At 66.7% G+C, this 19,711-nt stretch carries 15 protein-coding genes; 3 read left to right on the forward strand and 12 right to left on the reverse strand.

All coding sequences use genetic code 11. From position 1 onward, the window contains the following. Entirely contained in the window at nt 1–2,931 is a 2,931-nt protein-coding gene (tmk, locus tag ACSBQT_RS09575; protein ID WP_410710980.1) for a dTMP kinase, read from the reverse strand. 109 nt (nt 2,932–3,040) lie between these two features. Between tmk and ACSBQT_RS09580 the strand changes: the two genes are divergently transcribed. Both ACSBQT_RS09580 and ACSBQT_RS09585 read left to right on the forward strand, forming a co-directional pair. Then, entirely contained in the window at nt 3,041–3,796 is a 756-nt protein-coding gene (locus ACSBQT_RS09580) for a lipoate--protein ligase family protein (protein WP_410710759.1), read from the forward strand. Between the two features lie 93 nt (nt 3,797–3,889). Next, the gene (locus tag ACSBQT_RS09585; RefSeq protein ID WP_410710760.1) at nt 3,890–4,384 is read left to right on the forward strand and encodes a GNAT family N-acetyltransferase; all 495 of its coding nucleotides are present in this window, start codon (nt 3,890–3,892) and stop codon (nt 4,382–4,384) included. A 73-nt stretch (nt 4,385–4,457) separates the two neighbouring features. Here ACSBQT_RS09585 and topA read toward each other — a convergent pair whose 3' ends face one another. Together topA and ACSBQT_RS09595 are read right to left on the reverse strand one after the other, a co-directional pair. Beyond that, nucleotides 4,458–7,196 carry a type I DNA topoisomerase gene (gene topA, locus ACSBQT_RS09590; protein WP_410710761.1) on the reverse strand — a complete coding sequence of 913 codons (2,739 nt, stop codon included), beginning with the start codon at nt 7,194–7,196 and terminating at the stop codon, nt 4,458–4,460. A gap of 168 nt (nt 7,197–7,364) precedes the next feature. After that, on the reverse strand, nt 7,365–9,023 hold the full coding sequence (locus ACSBQT_RS09595) for a methyltransferase (RefSeq protein WP_410710762.1): 1,659 nt from the start codon (nt 9,021–9,023) through the stop codon (nt 7,365–7,367). A gap of 34 nt (nt 9,024–9,057) precedes the next feature. Here ACSBQT_RS09595 and ACSBQT_RS09600 point away from each other — a divergent pair, with 34 nt between their 5' ends. After that, complete coding sequence (locus ACSBQT_RS09600; protein ID WP_410710763.1) at nt 9,058–11,334, forward strand: DEAD/DEAH box helicase; 2,277 nt, start codon at nt 9,058–9,060, stop codon at nt 11,332–11,334. Nucleotides 11,335–11,343: 9 nt separating this feature from the next. Here ACSBQT_RS09600 and ACSBQT_RS09605 read toward each other — a convergent pair whose 3' ends face one another. The 9 genes from ACSBQT_RS09605 to ACSBQT_RS09645 form a co-directional block, all read right to left on the reverse strand. Further along, entirely contained in the window at nt 11,344–11,661 is a 318-nt protein-coding gene (locus ACSBQT_RS09605; protein ID WP_410710764.1) for an Rv3654c family TadE-like protein, read from the reverse strand. Then, nucleotides 11,658–12,044 carry a TadE family type IV pilus minor pilin gene (locus tag ACSBQT_RS09610; RefSeq protein WP_435001642.1) on the reverse strand — a complete coding sequence of 129 codons (387 nt, stop codon included), beginning with the start codon at nt 12,042–12,044 and terminating at the stop codon, nt 11,658–11,660. The genes ACSBQT_RS09605 and ACSBQT_RS09610 overlap by 4 nt, the downstream gene beginning before the upstream one ends. Nucleotides 12,045–12,050: 6 nt before the next feature. Further along, nucleotides 12,051–12,296 carry a DUF4244 domain-containing protein gene (locus tag ACSBQT_RS09615; RefSeq protein WP_410710766.1) on the reverse strand — a complete coding sequence of 82 codons (246 nt, stop codon included), beginning with the start codon at nt 12,294–12,296 and terminating at the stop codon, nt 12,051–12,053. Nucleotides 12,297–12,483: 187 nt separating this feature from the next. Continuing rightward, entirely contained in the window at nt 12,484–13,086 is a 603-nt protein-coding gene (locus tag ACSBQT_RS09620) for a GNAT family N-acetyltransferase (protein ID WP_410710767.1), read from the reverse strand. 42 nt (nt 13,087–13,128) lie between these two features. Then, nucleotides 13,129–13,719, reverse strand: a complete 591-nt coding sequence (locus ACSBQT_RS09625) for a type II secretion system F family protein (RefSeq protein ID WP_410710981.1) — start codon at nt 13,717–13,719, stop codon at nt 13,129–13,131. A 2-nt stretch (nt 13,720–13,721) separates the two neighbouring features. After that, nucleotides 13,722–14,417, reverse strand: coding sequence for a type II secretion system F family protein (locus ACSBQT_RS09630; RefSeq protein ID WP_410710768.1), 696 nt, complete (start codon nt 14,415–14,417; stop codon nt 13,722–13,724). Beyond that, on the reverse strand, nt 14,414–15,586 hold the full coding sequence (locus ACSBQT_RS09635; RefSeq protein WP_410710769.1) for a TadA family conjugal transfer-associated ATPase: 1,173 nt from the start codon (nt 15,584–15,586) through the stop codon (nt 14,414–14,416). The genes ACSBQT_RS09630 and ACSBQT_RS09635 overlap by 4 nt, the downstream gene beginning before the upstream one ends. Then, entirely contained in the window at nt 15,583–16,590 is a 1,008-nt protein-coding gene (gene ssd / locus ACSBQT_RS09640) for a septum site-determining protein Ssd (protein ID WP_435001643.1), read from the reverse strand. Before ssd ends, ACSBQT_RS09635 begins: the two co-directional genes overlap by 4 nt. 243 nt (nt 16,591–16,833) lie before the next feature. Further along, the gene (locus ACSBQT_RS09645) at nt 16,834–19,425 is read right to left on the reverse strand and encodes a hypothetical protein (protein WP_435001644.1); all 2,592 of its coding nucleotides are present in this window, start codon (nt 19,423–19,425) and stop codon (nt 16,834–16,836) included. Nucleotides 19,426–19,711 lie beyond the last annotated feature (286 nt).

Below are 19,711 nucleotides of genomic sequence, written 5' to 3' on the forward strand. Positions count from 1 at the left end.
TCAGGAATCCTCCGGGTTGGTGAAGCGACGGGTGCTGCGTTCGCGCTGCCTGCGCAGACGTTCCCGAGCCTGCCGTTCGATCTCGGCTTGAGCCTGCAGCCGTTCACGGCTCATCTCGCGGGCGGTGCGGACCGGCAGCACCGTGGTCTCTGCGTCCCCGGCATCGACCGAGTCATCGACTGCGTCATCCTCACCGGCTTCGGTACTCGAATCGGCCCGGTGGACGACGCGGGTTTCGGCATCTTCGGCATCGACACGGTTGACGATCCGGGTTTCCGCGTCTTCATCTGCGACGATTCGGTCCGTCGGCACACCATCGGCATCATCGCTGTCGTCGACGAGCGCCTCCGAGGCGGTCCCGCTGGCCGGCAGCACCGTGGTCGCCGCGTCCTCGTCGGAACGGTTCGGGGCCTCATCTGAACGATGCGAGCTCTTCGGTTCCAAGAAGGACGGAAGTTCCTCCTCGTCGCCTTCCGAATCCCGGTCCGCATTCTCATCCGCGGATGCCGGGGATGCGGAAGCGGCGGAGCGTTCCACATTCGCCGAGGCGGCCGGATCCTCCCGCAGATCGGCCCCGAGGTCGACGCGTTCGGTGGGAACTGCACCGGAGATCTCGGCCTCGGCGTCGGTGATCGCAGAGGGAACGAACCGATCGCTGGAGGCCGGGACGAAGCGCGGTCCGCGTTCGTGCATCTCGTCTTCGCCGCTCGTATCGCGTTCGTCTGTGTCGTCCGCGTCGGTGTCGTCCTCGGCGGAGCCGTCTGCCGTATTGCGGCTGTCGACAGAGTCGTCCTCGGTCTCAGGGGCACCGACCACTTCTGCGGAGCCGTCAGCAGAGGGCAATACGTCCTTCTCGTCGTCCGACTCGACCGCACCGTCGTCCGCCACGCTTCCGGCGGCCACGGCAGCGATCGGCACGGAGCTGCGTTCCGGGCCGCTGTCGGGCTCGGCATTCGACGTTGCGGCGGGGGCCGCCTCGGTGCCGGTGTCGCGTTTGACCAGGGTCTGCGGAAGCCGAGCGCGGATGGCCGCGAGGATCTGCTCGGTCAGCTCATCGGCGTCGACCGACGCATCGAGGACGACGTAGCGGTCGAGTTCCTTGTGCGCACGGGACAGGTAGGTCTGGCGCACTCGCTGGTGGAACTGCTGGTTCTCCTCGTCGAGGTAGTTGCTGTCGCCACGTTTGCCCATCCGCTCGGCGGCGACCTCGGGTTCGATGTCGAGGACGATCGTCAGGTTGGGCACGAGCCCCTGTGTGGCCCAGCGGCTCAGTGCGAGGATCGTCTTCTCGTCGAAGCTGCGACCCGCTGCCTGGTAGGCGATCGTCGAATCGATGTACCGGTCGGTGATGACGATGTTTCCGGCATCGAGGCTGGGGTCGACCAGGGACGCCACATGGTGGGCACGGTCGGCGGCGAAGAGCAGGGCTTCGGTGCGCGGGCTCGGCGGGTCGGAGTCGAAGAGGACGGAGCGGATCTTCGTGCCCAGTTCGGTGCCGCCGGGTTCGCGGGTGGCCTCCACGTGATAGCCGTCATCGGCCAGAGCCGCGGAGATGCGTTTGATCTGTGTGGTCTTGCCGGAACCGTCTCCGCCTTCGATGGCGATGAAGAATCCGGCGCCGAGGCGCTCGGCCGAGTTTCCGAGTCCGCCTGCCGCAGCCTCTGGCTGGGTGGGCGGGCGGAATCCGTGGACGATGTCGACGGACAGGCCCTGCAATCGGTGCGGATCGAAGGTGAAGAGTCCGATGACTCCGGCGATGAGGGCGGAGATGCCGAAGATGAGGAACGCCACGTCGCTGGGGGCGAGCACCCAGTCGGGGCTCGAGCCGACCTCGACCGTGCCGCCGAGGTCGAGGGCGTTGATCACCAGGGCCAGTCCGGCACCGGCGACGGCACCGTAGCGGCGGGAGAAGTCATAGGGCTGAGCGCGCACACCGATGCCGACGAGGAATGCGATCGCAGCGGAGAGAACGACCTTGCCGGAGAGTTCGTTGATTCCGCCGGTGGCCAGCAGCAGCACACCGGAGACGAGCAGAGCGAACGTAGACACGCGCGGACGGGACATGCCGGGGGCGAAGGTCGGTCCCATCTCGAATCCGATGGCCCATCCGACGAGGCAGCAGGCGATGATGACCGCGAACCCGGCCTGACCATAGCCGTGGCCGATCGCCGTGGGCTGGGCGAGCATGAAGGTGGCGCCGAGGATGGCGAAGAGGCCGATGCACACCCACGGGTTCGCAATCGACTCTGCGGGACGGGCGACCCGGGCCTTGAGTTCGGGGAACTGTCCGGTCGTCGCGGACTCCGCGTGCAGGGCGCGTTCGGGGGTGAGGAAGATGATGACGGAACCGGCAGCCATGCCGATTCCCACCAGCAGAGACACCCAGCCGAGCGCTTGGGTTCCTGCGGCGGATCCGCCGAGGATCTGGAAGGCGCAGGAGACGAATACGAGAACGGCTGCGGGAATGCCGACACGGCGCCACGGCTTCTCGTGTCTGAAGGGGTTGATGCTCGTGAGCAGACCCACCACTGCGCCGAGGAACAGGGCCGCGACCCAGGTCAACCAGGCGCTGGGCGCAAGGCTGAGGACGACTAGGATGGCGGCTTCGATGATCGCAGAGATGCTCAGAGCGGTCTTGCGCACCGCCGGCGGGCGGGAAGCGAAGACCTTTGCGGGGATGAAGAGACCGGCGCAGGAGAGGGCGAAGACGATGAGCAGCGACAGACTGCCCATCTGGTTGTCGAATCCTCCGGCGCTGAGAGACTCTCCCATGGCGGTGAAGGCGCGTCCGCCCACCGTCGCGACGAGTCCGCTGGTTCCTGCCACGACATAGCTGATCGCGACTAAAACGATCAGGGCACCCCAGGCTGCGGTCTCGGTGACCAGGCGGCCGGGGGCTCCGGGCAGTCGGTGTCCTGTAGTCGTCAACATGCTCACAGCCCTACACTATCTGTCCGAACTGACATATCTCTTGGAAACGAGTGCGATCTGCGACAACCCGAACCCGACCGGAGCCTGCCGATCCTCTACCCTTGAACTCGTGCACACTGACTCACTGGCGATGACCACGGTGGCGGCAGAAGGCTTAGGCCCCGTGGAGGAACTCGCTTTCGCCCGCGTCCTCCTCGATTCGGTCAAGGCCGGACGCCGCGGGGCGACCCTGCGGATGTACCGTCCGGCCCCGACCCTGGCGTTCGGTGCCCGGGATCGTTTCCTGCCGGGTTTCGCCGCCGCCATCGAAGCGGCTCGGGATCACGGTTTCACGCCTGCTCTGCGCAGCCTCGGTGGGCGTGCGGCCGCTTACCATCCGGGGTCGTTGGTCATCGATCACATCGAACCGAGTGATTCATTCATCACGAATACCAACGCACGGTTCACCGGTTTCGGCCAGGACTATGTCGAGGTGCTGCGCGGGCTGGGCATCGACGCCCGCCTCGGCGAGATTCCCGGCGAATACTGCCCCGGTGAGCACAGCGTCAACGTGGCCGGGCGGATCAAGGCGATCGGCACCGCCCAGCGCGTGGTCTCCGGTGCCTGGCTGTTCTCGTCGTCCGTCGTCGTCGAGGACCCTGATCCGATCCGCGCGGTGCTCACTGATGTCGAGGCCGCCCTCGGAATCGATTGGGATCCGTCCACGGGGGGATCGATCAGCGAGGTCCATCCCGAGGTGACGATCGATTCCGTCGCCGAGGCGTTCGCCGCCTACTATACCGACGCGAATCCGGATTCGCCCCTGTCCCCCACCGCCGAGGAGCTGGCCGAAGTAGCCGCCCACGCGGACAAGCACCGGCTGTGAGGTCGGCAAAAGCTGTGGCCGCCACAGGCCGGGACAGCGCGCGAACTGCGGAGGCTGAATTACTGTGACCGAACGACTGTGGGAGCACACACCATGACCGTCACCATTCGTGAAGCAGAACGCTCTGATCTGCCGGAGATCCTGCGGCTTGTCCGCGCGCTGGCTGTCTATGAGAAGGAACCGGATGCGGTGGAGGCCACCGAGGCGGATTTCGCGGCAGTGATGTTCCCCGTCGATGGTCATGCGAACACGTTCGGTCTCGTGGCCGAGGCGGGCGGCGAGGTCATCGGCATCGCGATCTGGTTCCATTCGTTCTCGACCTGGACCGGCAGGAACGGCATCTGGCTCGAGGACCTCTTCGTCTTGCCCGAACATCGCGGCTCGGGAGCCGGAAAGGCGCTGCTCGGCCGGCTGGCGCAGATCTGCCAGGAGCGCGGACTGACGCGGCTCGAATGGTGCGTGCTCAAATGGAACACCCCGTCCATCGGGTTCTACGAATCACTGGGTGCGAAGCCGCAGGACGAGTGGGAGACCTACCGACTCGACGGCCAGGCGCTCACCGACTTCGCAGATTCGTCGCGCGGCTGACCTCGCCCCTGACGGGATTGGAGTCACCGCAAAGTCGTGACCGGTGATCGCCGCGAGCTCGGTAGCCGTCGACTCAGGGAGTCTTCGGCTTGGCCGTGCTCGTCTTCTTCGCCGCTGTCGTCTTGGCGGCCGTCGTCTTCTTCGCAGCCGTCTTCTTGGCTGGGGCCTTCTTCGCCGAAGCCTTCTTCTTCGCCGGTCCCTTCGCGCGCTTCTCAGCGAGCAGAGTCGCGGCGCGTTCGAGCGTCACGGCTTCGACGGAGTCGTCCTTGCGCAGAGTCGCATTCGTCTCACCATCGGTGACATACGGTCCGAAGCGACCGTCCTTGACGACGACGGGCTTCTTCGTCTCCGGGTCCTCGCCGAGTTCCTTCAGCGGTGCCGCAGCACGTCGACCGCCGCGCTGCTTCGGCTCGGAGTAGATCTTCAGCGCCTCCTCGAGGGTGATGTTGAAGATCTGCTCCTCATCGGTCAGGGAGCGGGAGTCGGTGCCCTTCTTCAGGTACGGCCCGTAGCGGCCGTTCTGCGCGGTGATGTCCGTGCCCTCTTCGTCCTGGCCGACCACGCGCGGCAAGCTGAGCAGCTTGAGCGCGGTCTCGAGGTCGATCGAGTTCAGATCCATCGACTTGAACAGCGAACCTGTGCGCGGCTTCGGCTTCTTCGCACCCCGCTTCGGCTTCTCCTCGGGTTCGGGCAGCACCTCGGAGACATAGGGCCCGAAACGACCGTTCTTCGCCACGATGGTGTGTCCGGTCTCCGGGTCGACACCGAGCTCGCGGTCGCCGTCGCCCTGGGATTCGATGAGTTCGGCCGCCTTCGCCGCTGTCAGCTCATCGGGTGCCAGATCGTCGGGGACGGAGACCCGCTTCGGGTCCTCGCCGTCCTTCTCCGAGGCGACCTCAAGGTAGGGACCGTAGCGGCCCACCCGCAGGTTCACACCTTCGCTGATGGCCACGGTGTTGACCTCGCGCGCATCGATATCGCCGAGGTCGTCGACGATTGCTTTGAGTCCCTCTCGGTCCTGACCCTTGTCGCCGAAGTAGAATCCGGCCAGCCAGTCGTTGCGGTCCTCTTCGCCCATCGCGATCCGGTCGAGTTCGGATTCGAGGTCAGCGGTGAACGCATAGTCGACCAGCCCGGTGAAGTGCTCTTCGAGCAGTCGGACGACGGAGAACGCCAACCAGCTGGGCACCAGTGCGTTGCCGCGAGTGGTCACATAGCCGCGGTCCTGGATGACGGAGATCGTCGCCGCATAGGTCGAGGGTCGGCCGATGCCGAGCTCTTCGAGCTGCTTGACCAGGCTGGCTTCGGTGAAGCGCGGCGGCGGAGCGGTGGTGTGGCCGTCGGCTTCGGCCTTGACGACCGACAGCGATTGGCCCTCTTCGACCTGCGGCAGCCGCGACTCTCCGGACTTCGTGTCGTAGCGGGACGCGTCCTGACCTTCTTCATAGGCGGCGAGGAATCCGCGGAAGGTGATGACGGTGCCGCTGGCGCTGAATCCGGCTTCATGACCGTCGGCGAGGGCGGCGCTGACCTTGATGGTCGCGGTCTTGCCCTTCGCGTCGGCCATCTGGCTGGCGACGGTGCGCTTCCAGATGAGGTCGTAGAGACGGAACTCGTCACCGTTCAGCTGCTTGGACACCTGTGCCGGGGTGCGGAAGGAGTCACCGGCGGGGCGGATCGCCTCGTGGGCCTCCTGCGCCGATTTCTGCTTGCTCGAGTACTGGCGCGGCGACTGCGGAACGAATTCGGGACCGTAGAGTTCGGTCACCTGCTTGCGAGCGGCGGCGATGGCCTGTCCTGACAGCGCCGAGGAGTCGGTACGCATATAGGTGATGTAGCCGTGCTCGTAGAGCGACTGCGCGGTGCGCATGGCCTGACGAGCGCTCATGCGCAGTTTGCGACCGGCTTCCTGCTGCAGGGTCGAGGTCGTGAACGGAGCGGCCGGGCGGCGGGAGTAGGGCTTCGACTCCACCGCGGTCACCGTCAGCGCATCCTTGGCGCTGCCGTTCAGCTCCGTGGCCAGGGATTCCGCTCGCGCCTGGTCGACGATCGTTGCCGAGGTGTTCTTCAGTTCGCCCTTGTCGTTGAAGTCACGGCCGCTGGCCACCCGCGACCCGTCGAGGGTGGTGAGGTTCGCGGCGAACGGGTTCGTCCCGTCCGGCAGACCGAGATCGATATCGAGGTCCCAGTAGTCGGCAGGCACGAAGGCCATGCGTTCGCGTTCGCGTTCGACGACGAGCCGGGTGGCCACGGACTGCACACGTCCGGCCGAGAGCCCGGCCCGGATCTTGCGCCACAGCACTGGTGAGACCTCGTAGCCGTAGAGACGGTCGAGGATGCGGCGGGTCTCCTGCGCGTCGACGAGCGAGGTGTCGATTTCGCGGGTGTTCTCCAGGGCCCGGTCGATCGCCTCAGGCGTGATCTCGTGGAAGACCATGCGCTTGACCGGAATCTTCGGTTTGAGGACTTCGAGCAGATGCCAGGCGATGGCCTCTCCTTCGCGGTCCTCATCCGTTGCCAGATAGAGTTCGTCGGCGTCCTTGAGCAGACGCTTGAGTTCGGTGACCTTCTTCTTCTTGCCCGGGTCGATCCGATAGTAGGGATCGAAGTTGTTGTCGACGTCGACAGCGAACTTTCCGTACGGCCCCTTCTTCATATCGGCGGGCAGCTCCGAAGGGGTGGGCAGGTCGCGGATATGACCGACGGAGGCCTCGACGTCATAACCGTCGCCGAGGTATCCCACAATCGTTCGCGCCTTCGTCGGAGACTCGACGATGACGAGGCGACGGGGCTTCTTCTCGGTTGTGGTCACGCTTTCACATTCCTCTCACGGCATCAGCTGCCCGCTGCAACGGACGATCCGGCCCAATGTAACACTGTTGAACGGACACGTTCCTCATCGGCCCTTGCGGCCCGGATGCTGCCCGGACCTCGTCCGATCTCGGCTCGAACATGGGGTCAACGGTTTCCGATCCTATCCCTATTCCGCCGACGTCCCCGTCGTCGAGCTCCCGATCGAACCGCCGTCGGGCAGCAGTGCACCCGCCGCGCACAGGGCTCTGACCTGGGCCACGAGTTGGTCTTCCAGTGCCGTGGCATCGACCTCGAGAAGCTGAGCCAAGGCCCCGGCAGTCTGTCGCAGCGTCAGCGTCCCATCCGCGACGGACACGAACCCGGCCAACGCCGTATCGAGGTCGAAGATCTGCCCGAAGCCGATCCCCTGCTCCAAGGTGATCGAGTTGGGTTCCGGCGCCCCGGGAACGAAATGGCGATGTTCGACGAGGTCGGGTGAGCGGGTGAAAGCGGTCGCGGCGATCTCCTCCGGTCCGGCCGTTGCCAGCCACGACCGGATCGCGATGATCGTGGTGAGGAACTCTGCGAGTCCGTGCGGATTGTTCGCCGGCGCCGAGGTGACCCTGACCCGGGTCTTGAACACTCCCTCGGCCGTCCCCGACGGTCCGCGGTCGACGTCCGAGGCGGCGTCGCCGATCGCGGTGTCGTCGGTGCCGATCGTTGGCACATCGTTATCGGACTTCGCCATCAGCACGTATCCGAAGACGACTTCATCCACAGCTCTGGTGTCGAAGTCGTCGAGCCATGCGGCGACTGCGTCGTTCCAGGCAGTGCTGGCGCGAGGGATCCCGCCGTCGCGGATCCACGTCTCGGCGTAGGCGATGGGGTCGAGGGCTTCGCGTTCGATGACGAATACGGACATGTCGTCATCGTCGACCCAGGTCTCCGGTCCTTCGTCCGTCACCGAGGCGGCTTCCCAGTTTCCGAGGCAGACGCTACGACCGCCCGGGGTGAGGTTCTCGGGGATCCGGGTGAAGAGCTCCCGAACGAGTCGGTCCCCGGTCATTCCACCGTCCCGGTATTCGAAGGTGGTGTCCGTGCTGCGCGGGGTGATGACGAACGGCGGATTCGACACGAGCAGATCCACGGGTTCGTGCAATGGTTCGAGCAGCGAGCCGTGCCGGAATTCGATCGTCGTCACGCCGTTGAGTCCAGCCGAGAGTTCGGCCAGACGCAGGGCTCGGTGGGAGATGTCGGTGGCGATGACTCGGTCGCTGTGGCGGGCCAGCAGCAGAGCTTGGATTCCGCAGCCGGTGCCGATGTCGGCGGCCACACCGACGTGATCGCGCGGGGTGATCGACACCAGCGTCCGGCCGGCTCCGCCGAGTCCGAGCACGAACTCGCCGTCGAGGACATCCGGTGTGGTCAGGGTGCCGTGGTCGGCCACGAGGTAGAGGTTCTCGTCCCCGGGACGGAAGCCGCGCGGAACACCGACGGGAAGATCATAGGGGGTCAGGGCGAAGGGGGCGATCACCTCGTCGTCGTCCACGGTGATCAGCCCCGCCTCGGCGGCGGTGTCGAAGGACTCCCCCAGCAGGGCTCGGACCTCGGCGACCGGGACTGGGCGGTGGAAGTGGAAGAGCAGCGCCGCACTGGCCATGGCCCGGTCGGCGAACGTCGACGACGGGTCCGCCAGCGTCCGGGTACAGCGGTGGATGGCGGGGGCGGCGTTGTTGCGCAGCAGCGCCTCCGAGGTCGGGCCGCCCCAGAACCGGCGCAGCCGTGGTTCGGTGTATCCGGAACGGTAGAGGGTCTCGCCCAGGTGGGCCAACGGCAGATCAGTCACAGAAGAATCCTAGCGACTGCGCCATAATTGACTCATGGCCTCCTCTGCTCTTCTCGACATCGTCACCGGTTTCGGTGCCCGAGATGAGCGGATCGTCCATGTCCGCGATATCCCGCAGCGTTTCGAACGGGATGCCGAGTGGCCGGACTGGATCGACGAGGAACTCAAACACGCCTGTCATTCCATCGGCGTCGACGCTCTGTGGCAGCACCAGCTCGAGGCGGCGCAGACGGCCAGGGACGGTTCCGATGTCGTCATCGCCACCCCCACCGCGTCGGGCAAGTCCTTGGGATTCTGGCTGCCGGTGCTCGAAGCGATCCAAGCGACGCGCGGGAAGCTGCGCACCGCCTCGGCGATCTACATCGCTCCGACGAAGGCTCTGGCCGCCGATCAGCTGACCAAACTCGAACGGTTCGTCATCCAGGGCATGCGCCCGGCCAGCTATGACGGGGACACCTCTCAGGTCTCGAAGGACTGGGCGCGACGGCATGCGAACATCATCTTCACCAACCCGGACATGCTCCACCGCAGCATTCTGCCCCAGCACGAGCGCTTCACCCGGATGTTCAAGAACCTGCGATTCATCGTCATCGATGAAGCCCACCGCTACCGCGGAGTGTTCGGCTCCCACGTCGCGCTCATCCTGCGCCGCCTGTTGCGCATCGCCGCCCACTACGGCGCCTCGCCGGTCGTCATCGGAGCCTCGGCGACGATGGCGGACCCGGATGTGGCCTTTGCGAAGCTGACCGGCCGGCCGGCTCACGCGGTGACCGAGGATTCGTCCCCACGTGCAGCCGGCAGCTTCGCCCTGTGGGAGCCTCCTGTGTCACCGGGCGGGGACCGGCGCAGCGGCCTGGTCGAGGCCGCCGATGTCATCACCGATTCCATGTGCGCCGGATATCGATCGATCACGTTCATCGCCTCGCGCCGAGGCACCGAAGCATTGGCGCAGACGGTCCGAGACCAGGTGGGCCAGGTGGACGACACCCTGACCGGCAAGGTCGCCGCATACCGGGGCGGGTACCTGGCCGAAGAGCGCAGAATGCTCGAGACGGCGCTGCGTTCGGGTCGGCTGCTGGCCGTGGCATCGACGAACGCTCTGGAGTTGGGCATCGACATCTCCGGCCTCGACCTCGTCATCATCTCCGGCTGGCCGGGAACCCTGGCCTCCCTGTGGCAGCAGGCGGGACGCGCGGGCAGAGCCGGGCAGCGGTGGATGGCGGTGTTCATCGCCCGCGATGATCCGCTCGACACCTTCGTCGTCCACCATCCCGAAGTCATCTTCGACTCCCCCGTCGACGCCGGCGTCATCCATCCGGGCAATCCGCACGTGCTCTCCGGCCACCTCTGTGCGGCCGCCGCCGAGGTGCCGCTGAAGTCGGCCGACCTCGTGCACTTCCCGGACAGTTCGTCCGAAGTCATTGACGATCTCGTGGAACGGAAGATGCTTCGGGCACGTCCGACCGGATGGTTCTGGGCGAAGGACCAACCAGCGACCGACCTGTCCGATATCCGCGGCTCCGGCGGCGGTCAATTCAGCCTGGTCGAAGCGAGCACCGGCACTCTGCTGGGCACGGTCGACGAATCGGGTGCACATACGGGAGCCCATCCGGGAGCGGTGTACACGCATCAGGGCATCGACTTCACCGTCCTCGATCTCGACCTCGAGGACCGGATCGTCGCCGTCGAACGTGCCCAGGTCGACTACACGACTCAGCCGCGCTCGCAGACGGAGATCTCGATCGTCGACACCGATGCGCAGCGGGTTCTGCCCTCCGGGGTGGCTGTGTGCAGCGGCACCGTCGACGTCAAGGATCAGGTCGTCGCCTACCGGATGCGGGCCAAGCGCGGTGGAGCGATCATCGCCGAACATGAGCTCGACCTGCCGGAGCGCACGCTGCGGACGAAGGCCGTGTGGTGGACGATTCCGCAGAGCGTCCTCGACGAGGCCGAAGTCGTCTCCGGAGACCTGCCCGGAGCGGTCCACGCCGCCGAGCATGCCTCGATCGGCTTGCTGCCGCTCTTCGCCGGCTGTGACCGCTGGGATATCGGCGGCGTGTCGACGGCCCTGCACGCCGACACCGGGCGGGCGACGGTGTTCGTCTATGACGGTCTGGCCGGTGGTGCCGGTTTCGCCGAGCGCGGCAGCGAGGTCATCGAAGAATGGCTGGGGGCGACCAGGGACGCCATCGCCGCATGTGAGTGCATCGACGGCTGTCCGTCCTGTGTGCAGTCGCCGAAGTGCGGCAATGGGAACGAGCCGTTGGAGAAGGACGCTGCGCTGCGGCTGCTGCGCACCGTGCTCAGGTAGCGATCCCTCTCATTTTCCGGCGACCGCCTCCTCTCTGACCTTCGGCAGTGGTCCCGGGATGTCGACTTCGATGACGACGTAGGCGGATTGCTCACTCAACGACGCACGGCAGTCCTTGAGGTGTCCGCCGTTGCGAGTCGCTACCTCCTTCGCCGTCTCACACGGTTCCCCGGTGGCCAGTCCGCGCACGGCGTCTGCGGCGGCGAGCGCCGCCAGGTCCGCGGCGCTCTGTGCCCGACTGTGGGCGACGAAGGCCTGGCCGAGGCTGCCGATGGCGGTGACGAGGACGAGCACGATCGAGCAGAGTCCCACGACGATGTTCGTCATGACGGCCCTCCTCGGTCCCCTTCGAAACGTGCGGTGGCATCCGCGTCGACGGTGTCGAGGAAGAAGATCGCGGCCGGCAGTTCGATCGTGACCGTGGCGACCGAGTATCCGCCGTCGGCTCGAACGCGGACCGAGGAGGAGTCACCGGCGTGCTTCTTCGCTTCGGACACGACTGCGGCCTGGGGTTCGCCGCGGGCGATCTCACGGGCCGCGGACCGTGCCGCGTCGAAGGCTCGCAGCTGGGAGAACCCGACAGCGGCGGCTCCCGCGAGCAGCACGATGAGAAGAACGACGGCCGGCATGACGACGGCGAATTCCGCCGTCGCCGTTCCCGCATCGCGATCCCATCCTCCCTGCCGCTGACAGGAGCGTCCGCATGCCATGACGGTTCAGCTTCCCAGACCGAGCGCCGAGGAGATGACCCCGGTGATGAGTTCCTTGATCGGTTCGGATTTGAGGACGACGACGAGCAGTGCGGCGAATCCGCACGCGGCCAGAGTGGTGATCGCATATTCGGCTGTGGTCGCTCCGGCGTCGGGTTCCCAGAACTGTTCGATCTCACTGTGGTCCTCGACCGGTTCGATGTGCCCGGCCGGCGGATCCTCGATCTCCGGGGACGGTGATGTGGTAACCATGCTCTCCTCCTTGGCTGAAACCCCGTTCGCACTCTGCGAGCGGACCTTCAGCCTGGGAGTCGGCATGCTGCCGTGTCCAGGGCCGGATTCGCCCCTGTGGAAACGGGTTCTGCATCCACAGGCTCACGGTGTGCGAGTGGAGGCGCCGTCCACAGGAAACGGCGTGCGAGTCAGTGGCGCCGACGCCTCAGCTGTTGCCGGCCCAGTCGTCTCTGAGGATGGCCATGATCACTTCATCGTGGCGCCGACCGTTGAAGAACACGGCCTCGCGTCGACGGCCTTCTTCGACGAATCCGGCTTTCGTATAAGAGGCGATTCCGCGGGTGTTGAATGCCCAGGTCTGCAGCTCGATGCGATTGAGTCCCAGTTGGAGGAACCCGTATTTCACTGCCAGTCGCACCGCATCCGAACCGTATCCGCGGCCGTGGAATTCGGGGCCGAGGACGATCGCCAGAGTGGCGGACTGGTTGATGGGGTTGCGTCCGTAGAGGGTGATATGGCCGACGAACTCCTCGGTTTCGGTCAGCTCGATGCTGAAGCCGACTGCCTCGCTCGAGGTGTTCGCGCTCCACTGCGAGAACTGCTCGGACACACCCCCTTCGGGCCGCGGCAGAACCGTGTGATTCTGCAGGACAACGATCGAGGGATCGAACCACCACTGTTCGAGATACGGCAGATCATCCTCCCTCAACGGCCGCAGACGCACGGATCGACCGATGAAGAGATTCTCGGCGTAGTCCTCGGCTTGTTCGACATTGGACAGCTGATTGAATGGTGTGACCGGTGCCATGTCCCGAGCCTATCGGTCGAGTCTGAAAACCAGGTCACCGCTTCAGAAGAACACGGTCGTGAGGTCGGTCAGCAGTGAGATGACGACCGGAACGACCGACAGCAGCAGGAACGCCGGCAGAATGCACACGCCCAAAGGCAGCACCAGCTGCACACCCAGAGAGGCGGCTGCCTCCTGCCGACGCCGGCGAGAGGAAGCCCGCAGCTCCTCGGCCACGGATTCGATGAGAGGTGCCGGGCCGACGCCGGTGTGTTCGGAGAACTCGAAGACCTCGAGCACCGGCAGCAAACGATCGTCGTCGGCGAGCCTGCGCCCTCCGATGGTCATTGCACGGGCGATCCTCTGCAGGCCCGACCGATCAGCGGTCGCCTCGGCGGTCAGGGTCAGTGCCACGGGAATCGGCAAGCCGGAGGTCAGGCAGATCGCCACGAGGTCGAGGTCGAACGCGAGCTGATCATCGGCCACCGCTCCTGCTGTCCCCGACTCCGGCGTTCCTGCCTCCCCAGTGGCTGCCTCGGTGTCGGTGGGAACGGATCGGCCCTCGCCGAGGAGGCTCTGCAGTCTCCCGCGGGTCGGTCCGGACCACAGGAGCACGCCGAGTCCGACGCAGACCCCGATGAGCACAATCAGCATGGTCACCTCTGTGCCCTGAGCATCATCGTCCGCATCCACCACCGGCCGACCCCGTACAGGAGGAGGCCGGCACCGATGCTCAGCTGTCCCGGCAGCCCGGTGATGAGTTCCAGAGGTCGGACGCCGATGAGCAGCCCGAGACCGACGCCGATGAGCGGCAGCCAGCTGAGCACCCGGACCGTCGACCTCGGTCCGGCCATGGCGATGCGACGTTCGCGTTCGGCGTCGAGGGCGTCTCTCTGCGCCGCCGCATACCGGAGGATCATCTCGGCTGCAGGTGCTCCGGAGCGTTCGGACACCGTCCACACGGCGGCCATTCCCGACAGCACGTGAGCGGCGGTCTCCGACAATCCGGAGCTGCGAGTGGCGATGGCGCGTCCGGGTTCCTCGCCCAAGGAAATCGCTCGTGAGATCGGGGTCAGAGCGTCGTTGCGGCGACTCAGCGTGCTCATCACCGCCTGCGGGGTCATCCCCACTTTGAGCAGGTGGGCGCAGTTCTCCACAGCGGCGATCGCCCACAGACGTTCGGACTGATCATCGGCGGTGTGACCGCCTCGGCGAAAAAAGGCGCGCACGCCTTTCCGCACCGATTCGCCGCCCTCGCCATGAGGCAGGAGCTCCCGCAGCCTGGAACCAGGGTCCGGGGGCGAGGCGAGGATGACTCCGGCCGCTACGAGGATGGCGGTGAGGACGATCATTGCGCGGACTTCTGTTCGAGCACGGCTTCGAACCGGGCCAGGGCACGCCGATTGACGGTGCCGGGCGTCGACGGTGCGGGGCGACCCCACACCGGTTCCATCACCACGCCCTCGGATCCGGTCCTCGTCGGGATCGCCAGTTCCGTGACTCCCCGCTCGCAGCCCGTGCGGCGCAGGTGGATGACGAGGTCGATGGCGGTGGAGAACTGCGAATACACGGCGTCCGGGCTCATCTGCGCCAGCGCACCGAGCGCGGCCACCCGGCTGGGCACGGCCTCGGCGGTGTTCGCGTGGATCGTCGCACACCCACCTTCGTGACCGGTGTTGAGGGCCGTGAGCATGTCCCGGACTTCGGCACCACGGCATTCCCCGACGACGAGGCGGTCGGGCCGCATCCGCAGGGCGTTGCGGACGAGGTCGGTCAGGGTCACTTCGCCGCCGCCTTCGACGTTGGCCTGACGCGCGGCGAGCTGCACGGTGTGCGGGTGGGTGACGATGAGTTCGCGGGAGTCCTCGACGATGACGATGCGTTGGATCGGTTCGACCAGGGAGAGCAGGGCGCCGAGGAGGACGGTCTTTCCCGTGCCCGTCCCGCCGGAGACGAGGATGTTCGCCCGTGAGGTGACCGCCTCGGCGACGAGAGGGCTGATCTCATCGGGGACGAATCCTTCAGCGCAGAGTTGGGAATAGGGGAATCCGGCCCGTTTGGGTACGCGGAAGCTGATCGTCGTCGTCTCCCCGGAGATCGGTGGGACGATCGCGTTCATCCGCACCCCATCGGGCAGGCGCACGTCGACATAGGGGGAAGAGTCGTCGAGCCGGCGCCCGCCGAGGGCGGCCAAACGCACCGCCAAGGACCGCACATCCTCTTCCGCTCCCAGTGTCAGGTCGAGCAGTCGGGGACCGTCACCGGTGTCGGCGAAGATCTCACGGGGCCCGTTGACGAACACGTCCGTGGTACCGGGCACCTCGAGCACGGACTGCAGGGGGCCGGCCCCTGACAGCTGCGCGGACAGCCGGGTGACGAGTTCGAGCAGGGCGGAGGAACCGAGCACGCGCCCGGTGCGCTGGACCGCCTCGGCGACAGCGGCCGTGGTCACCGGCCCCGGATTGTCGAGCAGCGTTTTGCGGACATCGGCGACGAGCGAAGCGTCGAGCCATTCGCTCATTCCACCCACTCCCCCAGCAATCGGTCGACGAGGCGGCCGAGGTGCGCGCCGCCTGGGATTCCCTCACCGCGGTCGACGGCGGCGGACAGGCCCCGATCATCGCGGATGCTCCCGGCCAGGCTCAGCCCGATGGAATCGGCGAGGAGGTCGGCGTCGAGACCGCCGGCCCCGGTTTCACGGACGACGAGGCGCACATCCGGGTGGGCGTGGGAGAGCCGCTTGGCCACTTGGGAGGAGGCGACGGCGGATCGGACCCGGGCCGGGGAGACGAGGAGGACGTGATGGCAGCGCCGGGTCCACTGAGGCGGGGCGTGGCGGGGCAGATCGACGATAACGAGGTCGAAGGCCTGGCCGGCCGCGGCGAGGAAGTCGTCGAAGACGTCCGGATCGAGGTCGACGGTGTCGTCTCGTCCCCAGGACAGAAGGGCGAGTCCGTCGTGGCGGGGCAGCGCTTCGGCCAAGGTGGAGGGCCGCAGCTGTCCGCGGGAGGCACTGAGGTCGGTCCACCGGGGACCGGGCGCCTGTTCGGCACCGAGGACGAGGTCGAGTCCCCCGCCGAGCGGGTCGGCGTCGACGAGGACGGTGCTGTGATCGGCTCCGGCCCGCCGGGCGAGTGCGCAGGCGAGCACGGAGGCGCCGGCTCCCCCGCATCCGGCGACGACGCCGACCGTGGTCCCAGGTGCCGTCGGCGGTTCGACAGCGGCGATCATCCGCCCGCTCAGCCATTCCGCGGCGGCAGGCAGCACGGCGAGCTGGTCGACGCCGAGGTGCGCGGCCCTCGCCCAGGTCGAGGAGGGTTCGTCATCGTCGAGGACGACGAGGATCGTGTCTGCCCGGTCGGTGGCGGGCGCTTCGCGGACGTCTTCGCCGAGGAGGATGAGCGACGCGGACTGCCAGCCTCCGGAGTCGGGAGGCAGGACGGTCAGCGAGATGCCGATGCTTTCGGCCACTCGGGCGCATTCTTCGGTGATCGCACCGAGGTCGGTGATGAGGGCTACCTGCATGCACCGAGCCTGGACCCGCTCGGCTGTCACCGGCCAGACCCGAGTGCCGCCCTGTGGATGGGACGACGAAGGGGCGCCTCCTGTGAGGTTGAGTCACAGGAGACGCCCCTAGCGGCAGTCGGCGGCCTCCGCCCACGTCAGCTGCTGTGGGCCGACCGGCCGATCACATTGTGTGGTGTCGGCGGGCACCGATTCGACCGAAGTCCGTCCACAACGCTGACGTGCGAGTGCATCCCGGTCGGATCAACCGCGCTGGATTCCTTCGATATTGCGCAGGATGCCAGTGGTGCTGCCGTCGGAGTCGCGGACCTTGAACCAGGATCCGTTGTCCTCGAGGCTGAGGTACCAGTCACCGGGGTAGATCGTGAACACCGGCATTCCGGTGGTCTCGTCCACGGCTTCGCGCGGTTCGGGAACGGCGAACCAGAAGGCCTGGATGATGGGGCGCCCACCGTCCTGGCTCTCAGCCTGACCATTGTCCTGATCGGCGTTCCGTCCGTTGTTCGGCGCATCGCCGGACCGGTTCTGCCCCGCATCGGCGGGCACCGGCTGGTTGTCGACGGCAGTCTGCGCCATGGTCTCGTCGTTCGACCTCTCCGCGCCCCCGTCGGTTTCCGGCCGGTTGGCATAGTCGGCCACGGGAACGTACTGAGTCGGCTCTTCGCTTTCGGGAGCGGTGGTCCGCTCCGAGTTGACTGCCGGCTCCATCACAGCGGTCGCCTGTTCGTCATCGTCCGCGCCCATCTTGCCTTCTGAGGTGGGTTCGTCATCTGACACGACCTTGTCGTCGGCCGGGGTGCTGACGGTGGCTTCGGTGGAGCGGATGTTGGCGTCGTCGTCCGAGCCCTGCGCCGTGGTCCCGTCGGTCGATGCCGGGGAATCCGATGGCGAAGCGTTCGACGCCGCATCTGCCGAGGTCGCGTCTTCCGATGCGTTTCCTGTCGAAGCCTGATCGGCATCCGTCGAGGACTGCGCAGCCGAGTTCGCGCCGGCGACGTTCGCACCTTCGGCGACGTTCGTGTCCGACGATTTGGCGTTGACCTTGGAGACCAGGTCGCTGCCCTCGGCCGGTGACACCACTGCGGGGGTCTCGTCCGACGTCGCCGAGGCGGCAGCGGACCGGTCCGCGGACGTGTCGTCGTTCGCCTCATCCTGCTGAGCTGCCGACCCGTTGTCGGTCGTTTCCGCGCCGGGCGTCGATTCCGCGTCGGACTCCGTTTCGGGAGCGGCGTGGCGGCCGCGGCGACGTTCGGAATCCGAATGCGCGGCAGCGACGCCGGCAGCACCGGCACCGATCACTCCGGCACCTGCGGCAGCGGCCACGGCGCCCGAGTGCGACTTGTCATCTGACTGCGTGGACTCGGCGTCAGACGCTGCAGGCTGGCTGCCCGATCCAGCGGCCTGGCTGTCCGCAGAGGCGGTCTGGTCTCCGGTCGCATCGGTCTGCGGCTGGCCGGCTCCGACGCCGAATGCCTGAGTCGGTTCGCTTTGCGAATGCTGTGGGGCGTCCGAATCGTGACGGCCCAGATAGGTCTGTCCGTCACCGGTGCTGTGCACCGGCCCGTCGGCCGAAGCCTGGTCCGATGCCGCTTCCGCGGATTCGGGCGCAGCGCCCGCGTCCGAGGTGCCTGCAGCAGCGGGTGCGGCGAAGGAGCCGGCCGAACGCTCGGAATCCTGCTCCTGCGGCGGAGCGTAGGGGCTGGGCTGGTTCTGCTGGTCCGAAGGCTGGGCCAGCTGGTCGGGAGCGGCGAACTGGTTCTGCTGTTCCGGACCACCGAACTGTCCCGGACCGCCGAACTGGTCCTGCTGTCCGGGCGCACCGTACTGAGTCGGCTGGCCGGACTGTCCCGGGCCGCCCGGCTGACCGAACTGATCCGGCTGACCGGGCCCCGCCTGTCCCGCACCGGCCGGAGCCGCTCCGTAGGGCGTGAATCCGGGTGCACCGGCGCCCGGGCCGGCAGCACCGGGCACATTGGCCACTGGTGCCGGATGCTGGGTGTGCTTGGTGACAGGGCGCGCCTTCGGATGGGTTTCGATGTCCTCGCGGCCGGAGAATTCCTTGGCGAAGAACGGCAGCATCGTGAATACTCCGGCGAAGAACGCGATGAGGCCGGCGAAGAACGTCAGGTACGAACCCACATGCCAGTAGACCGCCGAAGTGAGCAGATCGACGAACACATAGGTGAAGGCGATCGCCGAGAGCACGGAGATGAATTGGTCGAGGCTGAGCGATCCGACCCGCAGTCGGCTGTTGCCGAGCTTGTTGACGAGCACGGCCGCCACGATGAGCAGGATCGTGAGCACTCCGAATACGAGCGCGCCCATGTCCGCGACATTCCAGTGCCACAGAGTCATCGTCCCGCTGCCGAGGCCGTAGCTGTATCCCCGGTAAGGCACGAACAGTGCGATGAAGGCGAGCAGCCCGGCGAACAGGAGGAAGAGGTCGCGCAGAGTCAGCGGGCCGAGGATTCCCGGGCCGGTCTTCTGCTTCGGCGCGGGCGCCTGACCGAACTGGCCCTGTCCCGGAGCCGAACCATAGGGTCCCGGCGCCGATCCGTAATGACCCGGAGCAGAACCGTAAGGGCCGGGTCCCGAACCGTACTGGGCCGGGGCTGAACCATAGGGTCCTTGTGCGGCGGGCTGTCCCGGAGCCGAACCGTAGGGTCCCGGTGCGGAACCATAGGCCGGCCCGGGAGCCGAACCGAACTGTCCCGGCCCCGAACCGTAGGCCGGCGGCTGGCCACCGGGCTGCTGCACGTTCTGGCCCGGGTACTGCGGGGGCTGATCCTGCCACGGCTGTGGGCCGGACCCGGTTGGATGTTGCGGCGAACTCATCGCTGACTCCAGTCGATCTCGGGGAAAAGCTAACAGTGTTTCCGTGTCCGCGCGGGACAGATCCCGACAGACTCTGACCCCATCCTTGCAGAACACAGGCCTCCTGTGCACTCATATGCCCATTCTCAGGCACGTCGATAACTCCTCATTCTCCCGCCGAGGCGGCCCTTCGGTCTCCCCAAGACCGCCGAAAACATGTGAGCCATACCACAGGAACTGTGCGGCGGCTACCCCCGATTTCCCCGCTCATCGAGTGAAACTGCCCTCCACTGCCCTCGAGCACAGG

This window comes from Brevibacterium sp. H602, assembly GCF_051172395.1.
GTDB lineage: Bacteria > Actinomycetota > Actinomycetes > Actinomycetales > Brevibacteriaceae > Brevibacterium.

What these genes read in the sequence shown, in the direction of transcription:
- tmk (WP_410710980.1), bottom strand. Translation starts at nt 2,931, where the DNA reads ATGTTGACGACTACAGGACACCGACTGCCCGGAGCCCCCGGCCGCCTG.
- ACSBQT_RS09585 (WP_410710760.1), top strand. Translation starts at nt 3,890, where the DNA reads ATGACCGTCACCATTCGTGAAGCAGAACGCTCTGATCTGCCGGAGATC.
- ACSBQT_RS09600 (WP_410710763.1), top strand. Translation starts at nt 9,058, where the DNA reads ATGGCCTCCTCTGCTCTTCTCGACATCGTCACCGGTTTCGGTGCCCGA.
- ACSBQT_RS09605 (WP_410710764.1), bottom strand. Translation starts at nt 11,661, where the DNA reads ATGACGAACATCGTCGTGGGACTCTGCTCGATCGTGCTCGTCCTCGTC.
- ACSBQT_RS09610 (WP_435001642.1), bottom strand. Translation starts at nt 12,044, where the DNA reads ATGGCATGCGGACGCTCCTGTCAGCGGCAGGGAGGATGGGATCGCGAT.
- ACSBQT_RS09615 (WP_410710766.1), bottom strand. Translation starts at nt 12,296, where the DNA reads ATGGTTACCACATCACCGTCCCCGGAGATCGAGGATCCGCCGGCCGGG.
- ACSBQT_RS09620 (WP_410710767.1), bottom strand. Translation starts at nt 13,086, where the DNA reads ATGGCACCGGTCACACCATTCAATCAGCTGTCCAATGTCGAACAAGCC.
- ACSBQT_RS09625 (WP_410710981.1), bottom strand. Translation starts at nt 13,719, where the DNA reads ATGCTGATTGTGCTCATCGGGGTCTGCGTCGGACTCGGCGTGCTCCTG.
- ACSBQT_RS09630 (WP_410710768.1), bottom strand. Translation starts at nt 14,417, where the DNA reads ATGATCGTCCTCACCGCCATCCTCGTAGCGGCCGGAGTCATCCTCGCC.
- ACSBQT_RS09635 (WP_410710769.1), bottom strand. Translation starts at nt 15,586, where the DNA reads ATGAGCGAATGGCTCGACGCTTCGCTCGTCGCCGATGTCCGCAAAACG.
- ssd (WP_435001643.1), bottom strand. Translation starts at nt 16,590, where the DNA reads ATGCAGGTAGCCCTCATCACCGACCTCGGTGCGATCACCGAAGAATGC.
- ACSBQT_RS09645 (WP_435001644.1), bottom strand. Translation starts at nt 19,425, where the DNA reads ATGAGTTCGCCGCAACATCCAACCGGGTCCGGCCCACAGCCGTGGCAG.